The organism is Mesosutterella porci (genome assembly GCF_022134585.1).
Taxonomy (GTDB): Bacteria; Pseudomonadota; Gammaproteobacteria; order Burkholderiales; family Burkholderiaceae_F; genus Mesosutterella; species Mesosutterella porci.
The window spans coordinates 20811-31543 of record NZ_JAKNCT010000016.1 but is presented as its reverse complement, the minus strand read 5'-3'; the positions used below and the strand labels follow the sequence as shown (position 1 = coordinate 31543).

The window sequence follows — 10733 nt, the reverse complement described above, 5'->3', positions numbered from 1 at the left end:
CAAGCTCTCTGGCCAGAGTTTTCTTGGGGCGACCGTGTAAAAGCCCCTCGCAGGCTTGTTCTCTAATGGAGAGCGGGATGGACATGGTTTTGGGCTCCTTTGTGTCCAAAAAACCAATACCACTTCACTTTATCCGGCAAAAGAAAACCCCGGAAATCAATTGCTTCCCAAACTCCCATTTAACTGATCAAGAAAAAGGATGACGTAAGTCAAACAACCTCTTATTAAAGTTGATAACTCCGTGATTTCTTTGAAAAAGAAATTGTGGAGTTTTCTTTTATAATGTAAAATGATCCATATTTTATTAATAATGATCATAAAGGCTGTCCCATGCGCCGAAACAACCCTGACAGATGGCATTTCACTGTTGAAACAAACGCCCAAGGACTTTCTTACGTCTATGCCTATCAGACACGCTGGGATCCAGTGAAAAAGCAGTCCCGCCGCAGCGCGAAACGCTATGCGGGGCGGCTGCATGAGGATGGCAGAGTGTCGTTTGGGAAGCGCTTCCTGGCTGATTTTCCCGCCTATGCCGAAGGTGACTTCTTTTACGGAGTCGACAAAACCCTCGTGGATGAAGTGACCTACCGGCAGGACTTTCCGGCCGCACCCGGACCCAGGCCAGAGGAAGATCCGGAGCTGGATGAGACGCTCAGCGCCGGCGTGACCTGGGCGGCCGAGTCCATTGCCGATCAATCCGGGATGCGCAGCGATTTGAAAGCAGTCTTCGGAGACGATGCCAATGACCTGCTGGCGCTTGCCATTTACAAGCTTAACAACGGGGGATCAATGGCCGCCTGCGAGGACTGGCGGCGCAACGTTTACCTCCAGACCCGCAGCCGGCTCAGCTCCCAGCGCATCAGCGAACTGACGGAAAGCGTGAAGCAGAAGAATGTCGAGAGTTACTTTGCCCTGCGGCACCAGAGGATTCTCGAGCAGGCGAGAAGCCGGCAGGAGAAGACTTTTTACGCCTTGGACAACACTTCCGTTTCCACGTACTCGACTACCATCGATGATGCTGAATTCGGGCATGCCAAACGCGATCCAGAGCTCAGGAAGATCAACTACACCTTTGTCTGCGACCAGGCCACCGGCGACATTGCCTATGCGCATGCCTATGCGGGCTCCGTCAATGACGTCACCGCCCTGAGCGACATTCTTTACCGGATGAAAAGCGCCGGATTTGACCTTGAAGACACGGTTCTTGTGACGGACCGAGGCTATGGGAGCCTCTATAACGTGCAGAAGATGCTCGATCTCGAGCTGCGCTTCATTCAAGGCGTCCGCAGGGCCGAAGACTCAGTCCTGCGTGCGCTTGACCGCTACAGCGCGTCTCTGCGCGACGTGAGCTTCTACAACCCCAGGCTCGAGGTGTACGCAAGGACGATCAAGGAAGACTGGACCCGGAATACGGATTTCGGCCCCGTTGGAAAACCGGTCTACGTCCACCTTTACCGCTTTCCGGGAGGAGATGAGCTTGAGATGAAGCAGCTGGCGGTCAGAATCGAGGATCTGCTGGACATCCTCAATGAAGGCGGCAGGCGGCCCGATGACCTGTGGAGAAGCTGCGGGCGTTTTGTAGAAAAGGTCTCTGGCAGGAACGGAGCGGTGAGATGGGTCAGGAAAGATGACGCAATGCGGGACGCCTGCCGCTATGCCGGCATGTTTGTTCTGCGGACCAATGAGGAAGAGGATCCCTTCCGCGCTCTTTGGGCTTATCGCCTGAGGGGACGGGTCGAACTCGACTTCAACCAGTTCAAGAACCAGGTAGACGGAGACCGTCTGCGCTGCTCGCAGACCGGGTACATTGGAAAGCTGTTCATCTGCACTCTGGCCGCCGCCATCAGGCTCATGATGCTGAAGCGGGCCCGCGACTGTGCTGCTCCGGGAGTCTCTCTTCCGCACAACTCGATTGACTGCCTGCTGGCAAAGCTAAGGTGCATCAAGGCGGACAAACGCCCCAGCGGCAATGCCTGGGTGACGCGGCCCATAACGAAGAAGCAGCGGGATTTTCTCTCGCTGCTTCTGTCGGTGCCCCTCCCGCCTAAAGTCCTGCGTTAGGGATCAGTTAACCGGGAGTTTAGGTTGCTTGACTCCGGGGTTCAAAATTTCTTAATGGCGGAGAAGGAGGGATTCGAACCCTCGAGGCCCGTAAATTTGGACCTGCACCCTTAGCAGGGGTGTGCCTTCAGCCACTCGGCCACTTCTCCACCAAGGCGAATCGCTTCGCCGAAACCGATTGTATGCCTGCCGGGAAGCGGCTTTGATTCAAAAACCGTCCCTAACAGTTAGCCCTGAAAACTTCCGCTTTCAGGGCTAATAAAAATTGGTGCGCCCGGTAGGATTCGAACCCGCGACCCCCTGGTTCGTAGCCAGGTGCTCTATCCAACTGAGCTACGGGCGCAATCGAGATTTAGAATGTTACGCCTGTAATTTAAAAAAAGCAAGTCTTTTTTCTTTCTTCCCGAAAAAAAATGAAAATCCGGCCCGGAAAACTTCTCCTCGCGCTCGCCCTGTCGGCCTGGATCGCGGCCATTCTCGCGGGCACGGCGCTGCTCGTGCACAGGCTCTCGGGATCCTGGGCCGCGGCGGCGGCCGCAGCCGCCGCGTGCCTCGCGCTGCGGCTCACGCTCATTCCAAGCCTGCTCACGGCCTGGTACCTCTTCGCGTACACCGACTGGAGCGCGGCCGCGCTGATCGCGGGCGGCTTCGGCTTCGGCGGCTCCTGGTCGAAGGACGGCCCCCGGGGCCTGCCCGACCTCGCGCTCAGGCTTTTCCGAGAGGGGCTGGGGCTGAAGAAGCCTGACCGCCCTTCGGATCGCCCAGATCGTTCGAATCCTCCGCGCAGATCTCATTGAGCCGGTTCTGCAGCGCCACCACGATGCTGTAGTGGTTCACGATGTCGCGCACGAACTGCAGGAAGGTCATGTAGAGCTCGCAGCCGCGCAGCGACAGGCGGTACTCCGAAATGCCCGCGAGAAGCGCTTCCTGGTCGCGCGCGACCTGGTCGATCAGCTTCTGGCCCTTCTTCTGCACGTCCGCGGCGCTCGCCCATCCTTCGCTGAAGTCGCGTATCACCTCCTCGGTCTCGGCGAGCTGCCCGGCCAGGTGCACCAGGTTCTGCGCAAGGTTCCCGCTGAAGATGCGGTGGCGGTTGGCCACGTGCTCCTGGGCCTGGGAGGCCACGCGCTGCAGCGAGCGGCACACCTCCTTCATGTTGGTGAGGCTGCGGTAGTAGAGGAAGCGCGCGTCGAGGTCATCGTGCGTGCCGTGGTACTTCGCCATCGTGTAGTAGAGCGAGCGGCTCGCGGAGACCTCGTCCATCAGCACCGTGGCGCGGTTGTTCGTGTGCCGCAGCGCCCGCTCGCTGTCGACGAGCAGCGCGTTCACGACCTCGCTGAAGATGCTCACCGAGGCGATGTAGTTGCGCGCGACGTCTTCGTTCAGGAGCGTGCGCACTCCGAACCGGTCGAGGCTGCGGACGTCGATTCTCTTTTTCTTCTGATCCCTGCGCTTCGACAGATTCATCCGGACGATCACGGCAAGCACGAGCACGATGAGCAGGACGCTCACCGGGCGCCCGCCGTAGAGCACCAGGGTGGCCACGAGCGAGGCGGCGATGAAGGCCGTGAGCGCCGTGAGGAACCATCCCACCACGACCACGAGGACGCCTGAGATGCGGTAGACGGCCGACTCCCGGTCCCAGGCGCGGTCGGCAAGCGACGAGCCCATTCCGACCATGAAGGTGACGTAGGTGGTCGACAGCGGCAGCTGCATCGAAGTGGCCGTGGAGATGAGAATCGCCGTGAGGATGAGGTTCACCGAGGCGCGCACGTAGTCAAAAGGCAGAGGCTCGGTCCCCGCGGGGGGCTCCACGGGCTCAAAGCGGCGGTTGACCGCCCGCTGCAGGGAAAGCGGGACGAAGGCGAGCACGACCTGCCCCACCCCCATCATGGTCCGCACGATGAGCCGGCCCGGCGCCGAGGCCCCGAACTGCTCGCGGTCGCCCGTCGAGGACGAGGAGAGGTTGAGCGAGGTTTCAATCACGCGCCGCGCGCTTTTGGAAAACCGCAGCGTGAGCACCATCACGATGCCCGAGAGCAGCAGCAGGACCGTGGGCGGAGCGATCGGCAGCGCGAGCGCGTCCATGTAGAAGGCCTCGGGGGGAACCGCCCCGCCGCCCGCGCTGTAGATTTTCCAGCTGTCGAGCGCGGCGATCGGCACGCCCACGAAATTAACGAGGTCGTTGCCCGCAAAGGCGAAGGCAAGCGCGAACGTGCCCGCGAGGATGACGACCCGGAAGACGTTGAGCCGGAAGAACGCCATCCCAAGCTGCAGGACGACGCTGCCCGCGACGAAGATCGAGCCGAGGATCTGCCAGGTGTGGTCGTCAAGGAAGGCGAGCAGCTCCGGGGTCATGAAGGAGGCGCCGCGCGCGCCCTTCATCACGAGGAAGTAGAAAACCATCGCTAGGCTGAAGCCGCCGAAAAGGCCGCCCAGCTTCCGGAAAGTCTTCTCATAGCGGAAAGTGAAGATCATCCGCATGAGATACTGCACGACCACGCCGCTCACAAAGGCGACCACCACCGAGACGAGGATCGCCGCAATCATCGCGAAGGCCTTCTCGTTGTTGATGTAGCCGCCCAGCTCCGAGAGCGTCCCGCCGTCGGAAAGGATCTCGTTGGCGGCGACCCCCACGGAAGCGCCCAGCAGCTCGAAGACGATTGACACCGAAGTCGAGGTCGGCAGTCCCAGCGAGTTGAAAAAATTGAGCAGCATCACGTCGGTCACCATGACCGACAGATAGATCACCATGACGGACTTGAAGGTGAACATCCCGGGGTTGAAGACGCCGCTTTTCGCGATCTCCATCATGCCGCCCGAGAAGGTGGCGCCCAGCAGCACGCCCGCGCCTGCCACCGCGAGAATCACCTTGAAGGGGGCGATCCTGCAGCCCACCGCTGAATTGAGGAAGTTGGTGGCGTCGTTGCTCACCCCCACAAAGAGGTCGATGACGGCAAGCAGCGCGAGAAAGCCAAGAATGACTAGATAAAAGGTTTCCATACGTGGAAATGGAGCCAAAGATCGCAGGCCGAAAACCGGTGAGCCGCCGGGCCGCTCCGAGCTCCTTTCAGAGCCGAAAGCCGCCTTCTTCGAGTGCTTCTCTGCGCCTGGCGCGCGGATTTCGTTCGGAGAATATTAAACGCTGGCGACAGCGAAGGAAAGTCTGAGAAGGCTGAAAGCGCAAAAAAACACCGCTCCATAAGGGCGCCCTGAACACCCCATCTCTTTTTCCGGGCGGAGGCGGGGAAACGCGCCCGCCGCCCTCTTTTCAGTCCTCAGATCTTTTCAAGCTTCGCCATGGACGCGAGCAGCTGCTTCACGCCCGCTCCCGCGAAGGCGACCTGCACCTTGGTGAGGTCCCCGGAACCCGAGACCGAGATCACCACGCCCTTGCCGAACTTCGGGTGCCTCACGTGCTGCCCCGCGCTCCAGCCCGCCTCGGTCCGCTTCTTCAGAAGCGGCTCCGACTTCGAGCCGTTGTAGGAGCTGTCCGCGCCGCGGGGCCGCCAGGAGTAGCCGTAAGAGGTGCGCTCCTGCCCGGAGTCCTCGTCTGAGCCGCGGCGGCCCGACCACCCGCCCCGGCCCGAAGCCGCGTTCCTGCGGCCGCCTCCCTCGCCCCAGGCCTCCGCCTCCTCGCTCAGGCCCGCGGGGCTGCGGCGCCAGCTCAGGTGCTCGCGGGGAATCTCGTCGAGAAACGAGGACTGCTGCTCGTTCTGGTACGTGCCGTTGATGAAGCGGCGCGCCGCATAGGTGAGGTAGAGCTCGCGCTTCGCGCGGGTGATCGCGACGTACATGAGCCGGCGCTCCTCCTCGCGCCCCGCCTGCCCGCCCTCGCGCAGCGAGCTCACGTGCGGGAACAGATTCTCCTCGAGCCCGGTGATGAAGACCACCGGGAACTCGAGCCCCTTGGCCGCGTGCACCGTCATGAGCTGCACGGCATCGGCCTCGGCGCCGGCCTGGTTGTCGCCCGCCTCGAGCGTGGCCAGGGCGAGAAAGGACGAAAGGGGCGAGAGCTCGTCCTCGCCCCGGGGCTCCATCGCGTCGGCCTCCGGGTCGATGTCCGCGCTTTTCAGGAAGGCCGCTGCGGCGTTGACGATTTCGGAGAGGTCCTCGGCCTTCGCGGTTTTTTCCCGGCGGTCCAGGTCCTCGTAATAACCCTTGAGCGTCGAGCGCTCGAGCACGATCCTCACCAGGTCGGTGAGGCTGCGCCCGGAGGCGGCCCGGCGGATGCCCATCACCAGCTCGCCGAAGCCCCGCAGCTTCGAGGCCGCCGCGCCCTTCATTTCGGAGACCGCGCCCATGAGCGAGAGGTCCGCGGCCCGGGCAGTCTCGTCCAGCTTTTCAAGCGTCTTCGCCCCGACGCCCCGCGCGGGCGTGTTCACCGCGCGCAGGAACGCGGTGTTGTCGGAGGGATTCTCCACGAGCCGCAGGTAGGCGAGCACGTCCTTCACGTGCGCGCGCTCGAAGAACCTGTGCCCGCCGTAGATGCGGTAGGGAATCCCGCCCGCCATGAGCACCGACTCGATCGCGCGCGACTGGGCGTTGGAGCGGTAGAGCACCGCGAAGTCCCGGTAGGAGCGCCCCCGGGAGTGCCCGGATTCGATTTCCTCGGCCACGAAGCGCGCCTCGGCCTCGCCCGAGGGGCAGGGCATCACCTGGATGCGGCTGCCTTCGCCCGCGTCCGTCCAGAGGTTCTTGCCCAGCCGCTTCGTGTTGCAGCCGATCAGGGCGTTGGCGGCCCCGAGGATGTGGCCTGTCGAGCGGTAGTTCTGCTCGAGCCTGATCACCTTCCGGACGCCCAGCTCGCGCCTGAAGTCGTCCATGTTCCCGACGTTCGCGCCGCGGAAGGCGTAGATCGACTGGTCGTCGTCGCCCACGGCGAAGATCGTGTTCGCGGCGCCCTCCTCGCGCTCAGGCCCCCGGCCGTAGCCCGCGAGGGTCTTGAGCCAGCGATACTGCAGCACGTTCGTGTCCTGGAACTCGTCGACGAGGATGTGCGAGAAGCGCTGCTCGTAGTGGCGCCGGATGAGCTCGTTTCTCTGCAGCAGCTCGTAGCTGCGCAGCAGCAGCTCCGCGAAATCGACGATGCCCTCCTCGACGCAGAGCCTTTCGTAGGCGCGGTAGAGCTGCAGCGCGACCGCGGCGTTCGCGGTGTGCATGTCCGGTCCCTTCACCTCCGAGGCCCGCAGCCCCTCCTCCTTCATGCGGGAGATGTAGCTCTGCACGGCCCGCGGCTCGATCGTCTCCTTGCCCACGCCCGCGGCCTTCATGACGCGCTTAACCACCGAGAGCTGGTCGGCCTGGTCGATGATCTGGAAGGACGGCTGCAGGCCCGCCTCGGCCGCGTGGACGCGCAGCAACCGGTTGCACAGCCCGTGGAACGTCCCCACCCACATGCCGCGGGTCGACACCCCCGGCATCTGCCGCTCGATTCGCTCGAGCATCTCGCGCGAGGCCTTGTTCGTGAAGGTGACGGCGAGAATTCCCGAGGGCCTCGCCCGGCCCTCGCGGATCAGCCAGGCGATGCGGCTGGTGAGCACGCGGGTCTTTCCTGAGCCCGCCCCTGCGAGCACGAGCACGTTCTGGTCGGGAAACGTCACGGCTTCCCGCTGCTGGGGGTTGAGCCCCGCGGTCAAAGGATCTTCCTGGGTCATGGATTCAGACGTCGGGGAGCGCGCCGCGCCCGCCCGCCGGAAAAAGAAGGGATGAAAAGAAGCACACGCATTCTACCCGCAAAGCGCTCCGCGCACCTCGCGCCCGCCCTAGGCGCGGGTCTGCCGGTACTATACTTATTGGATTGTTTTCATTTTTCAAAGACTGGAACTCCACAAATGCGTGAGAATTATTCCCCGGAGCTCGTCGAAGCCGAAATCCAGGCCAAATGGAAGGCGCAGGACGTCTACCGGGCCGTGGAACACGCGCTTGACGCGAACGGCAGGGAAAAGCCGAAGTACTACGTCTGCTCGATGCTGCCCTATCCGTCGGGCAAGCTGCACATGGGGCACGTGAGGAACTACACCCTGAACGACGTCCTCTACCGCTACCGCCGCATGTGCGGCTACAGCGTCATGACGCCGATGGGCTGGGACTCCTTCGGGCTGCCCGCAGAGAACGCCGCGCTCGCCAAGAAGGTCCCGCCCGCGAAGTGGACGTACAGCAACATCGCCGACATGAAGGCGCAGATGGCCCCGCTCGGGCTCGCTTTCGACTGGTCGCGCGAGGTGACCACCTGCAAGCCCGAGTACTACCGCTGGAACCAGTGGCTCTTCCTCAAGATGCTCGAGCGCGGCATCGCCTACCGCAAGACCCAGGTCGTCAACTGGGACCCGGTCGACAAGACCGTGCTCGCCAACGAGCAGGTGATCGAGGGCCGCGGCTGGCGCTCCGGCGCGATCGTCGAGAAGAAGGAGATCCCGGGCTACTACCTGCGCATCACCCAGTACGCCCAGGAGCTGCTCGACGACCTGGACAAGCTCGGAGGCTGGCCCGAAGAGGTCCGCACGATGCAGCGCCACTGGATCGGGCGCTCCGAGGGCGTTGACTTCGCCTTCCCGTACACGCTTGAAGGAGAAGAGCGGCAGCTGCGCGTCTACACGACCCGCGCCGACACGATCATGGGCGTCACCTTCGTCGCCGTCGCGGCCGAGCATCCGCTCGCCAAGTACGCGGCCAAGAGCGACCCGAAGGTCGCCGCCTTCATCGAGGAGTGCGCGAAGGGCGGCGTCTCCGAGGCCGACCTCGCCACCCGCGAGAAAAAGGGCGTGAAGACCTCGCTCACCGTGCGCCACCCCCTCACCGGAGAGGAAATCCCGGTCTGGGTCGGCAACTACGTGCTCATGACCTTCGGCGAAGGCGCCGTGATGGGCGTGCCCGCCCACGACGAGCGCGACTTCGCCTTCGCCAAGAAATTCGGCATCGCGATCCGCCAGGCGGTGAACGTCGACGGCGTCGAGCCCTTCACCACGGACCACTGGCAGGAGTGGTACGGCGACAAGACGCTCAATCCCTACTGCGTGAACTCCGGCCGCTTTGACGGGCTGCACCTGCACGAGGCGATCGACGCAGTGGCCGAGGCGCTGCACGAGAAGGGCCTCGGAGAAAAGAAGGTGCAGTTCAGGCTGCGCGACTGGTCGATTTCGCGCCAGCGCTACTGGGGCACCCCGATCCCGATGATCAACTGCCCGAAGTGCGGCGCCGTCCCCGTCCCCGAAAAGGACCTTCCCGTGATCCTCCCCGAGGACCAGATTCCCGACGGCTCGGGCAACCCCCTCAACAAGGACGAGGCGTTCCTCAACGTGCGCTGCCCGAAGTGCGGCGGCCCGGCCAGGCGCGAGACCGATACGATGGACACCTTCGTCGACTCGAGCTGGTACTTCATGCGCTACTGTTGCCCGGGCGCGAAGGACCGCATGGTCGACGAGCGCAACGACTACTGGATGCCGATGGACCAGTACATCGGCGGCATCGAGCACGCGGTGCTGCACCTGCTCTATGCCCGCTTCTGGACGAAGGTGATGCGCGACCTCGGGCTCGTGAAGTTCGACGAGCCCTTCACGCGGCTGTTCACGCAGGGCATGCTCTGCGCCGAGGCGTTCTACCGCGACATGCCCGACGGGCACAAGCGCTGGTACTACCCCGACGAGATTGAGATCAAGACCGACGAAAAGGGCAGGCCCGCGGGTGCGGTCGCGAAGGAAGACGGCCAGCCCGTCATCTCGGCCGGCATCCAGAAGATGTCGAAGTCGAAGTGCAACGTGGTCGAGCCGCGCGACATCATCAAGAAGTACGGCGCTGACACGGCCCGCACGTTCGTGATGTTCGCCGGACCCCCGGACCAGTCCGCCGCCTGGAGCAACGCGGGCGCGGAGGGCACCTACAGGTTCCTCAAGCGCCTGTGGGCCTGGGTCTACGCGCACCACGACGAGCTGCTCGCGGCGCGCCCCTACGACGCCGCGCGCGCCTCTGAGCCTGAAAAGGCGCTCCGGCGCGAGATGTACGTGAACGTCGCCCAGGCGACCGCCGACCTCGACCGCATGCAGTACAACACGGTGGTCTCGGCCGCCATGAAGATGATGAACGCGATCGAGGCCTTCAAGGACGACGGTAGCGAGGGCGCGGCCGCGGTTCTGCGCGAGTCGATGTCGCTGCTGCTGCGCGTGCTCTACCCGCTCGCGCCCCACATCACGACCTCGCTCTGGGACGAGCTGGGGTTCGTGCGCCAGATCTCCGAGCTGATCGACGCGCCGTGGCCCCGCCCGACGGAGTCCGACCTCGCGGCCGACGAGATCCAGCTCGTGGTCCAGGTCAACGGCAAGCTGCGCGGCCGCATCATGGTGCCCGCCGATGCGGCGAAGGAGCAGATCGAAAAAGCCGCGCTCGAGAACCCGGACGTGAAGCGCTTCATCGGCTCGACGCCCGTGCGGCGCGTCATCATCGTGCCTAAGCGCCTCGTGAACATCGTGGCGCCGGCGCCCAAGGCCTGACGGCCTTCAGAAGGCGCCAAAGGGGCGGTCCCGCCCCTTCCGCAGTCCCCCTTGAGGCCGCCTCAGGGGGGATTTTTTTGAAGTCCCTGCGACAGGAGGCGGCGCCGGAAGCCCGCCCGCACCTCCGGGCGGCCGCCCCCCGCGGCCCGTATAATGGGGCCGTCGCTTTTTTGTAGAACAGCTTCT

Annotated in this window: 6 protein-coding genes and 2 tRNA genes; 4 read left to right on the top strand and 4 right to left on the bottom strand. The window is 63.6% G+C overall.

Translation table 11 applies throughout. From position 1 onward, the window contains the following. Nucleotides 1–203 (top strand): hypothetical protein (locus tag MAF45_RS10850; RefSeq protein WP_237980602.1); only part of this gene is annotated, 203 nt, incomplete at its 5' end. A 223-nt stretch (nt 204–426) separates the two neighbouring features. Continuing rightward, nucleotides 427–2061 carry an IS1634 family transposase gene (locus MAF45_RS10845; RefSeq protein WP_237980601.1) on the top strand — a complete coding sequence of 545 codons (1635 nt, stop codon included), beginning with the start codon at nt 427–429 and terminating at the stop codon, nt 2059–2061. Nucleotides 2062–2116: 55 nt separating this feature from the next. On the opposite strand, the gene MAF45_RS10840 is transcribed toward MAF45_RS10845, so the two are convergent. Together MAF45_RS10840 and MAF45_RS10835 are read right to left on the bottom strand one after the other, a co-directional pair. Continuing rightward, nucleotides 2117–2210: transfer RNA gene (locus MAF45_RS10840), tRNA-Ser, on the bottom strand. 117 nt (nt 2211–2327) lie between these two features. After that, nucleotides 2328–2404, bottom strand: a tRNA-Arg gene (locus MAF45_RS10835). 70 nt (nt 2405–2474) lie between these two features. Here MAF45_RS10835 and MAF45_RS10830 point away from each other — a divergent pair. Next, nucleotides 2475–2858 (top strand): hypothetical protein, encoded by a 384-nt coding sequence (locus MAF45_RS10830; RefSeq protein ID WP_237980599.1) that lies wholly within the window; start codon nt 2475–2477, stop codon nt 2856–2858. Here the strand turns inward: MAF45_RS10830 and MAF45_RS10825 are convergent. After that, nucleotides 2767–5064: an inorganic phosphate transporter gene (locus MAF45_RS10825; protein WP_237980597.1), complete on the bottom strand. Its 2298-nt coding sequence runs from the start codon at nt 5062–5064 to the stop codon at nt 2767–2769. The genes MAF45_RS10830 and MAF45_RS10825 overlap by 92 nt on opposite strands. A 275-nt stretch (nt 5065–5339) precedes the next feature. Then, nucleotides 5340–7718 carry an ATP-dependent helicase gene (locus tag MAF45_RS10820; RefSeq protein ID WP_237980595.1) on the bottom strand — a complete coding sequence of 793 codons (2379 nt, stop codon included), beginning with the start codon at nt 7716–7718 and terminating at the stop codon, nt 5340–5342. Nucleotides 7719–7895: 177 nt separating this feature from the next. Here MAF45_RS10820 and leuS point away from each other — a divergent pair, with 177 nt between their 5' ends. Continuing rightward, nucleotides 7896–10547, top strand: a complete 2652-nt coding sequence (gene leuS / locus MAF45_RS10815; RefSeq protein WP_237980593.1) for a leucine--tRNA ligase — start codon at nt 7896–7898, stop codon at nt 10545–10547. Nucleotides 10548–10733 lie beyond the last annotated feature (186 nt).

Bases quoted from the DNA above. Each gene is read 5' to 3' on its own strand.
- MAF45_RS10830 (WP_237980599.1), top strand. From the start codon at position 2,475: ATGAAAATCCGGCCCGGAAAACTTCTCCTCGCGCTCGCCCTGTCGGCC.
- MAF45_RS10820 (WP_237980595.1), bottom strand. From the start codon at position 7,718: ATGACCCAGGAAGATCCTTTGACCGCGGGGCTCAACCCCCAGCAGCGG.
- leuS (WP_237980593.1), top strand. From the start codon at position 7,896: ATGCGTGAGAATTATTCCCCGGAGCTCGTCGAAGCCGAAATCCAGGCC.
- MAF45_RS10825 (WP_237980597.1), bottom strand. From the start codon at position 5,064: ATGGAAACCTTTTATCTAGTCATTCTTGGCTTTCTCGCGCTGCTTGCC.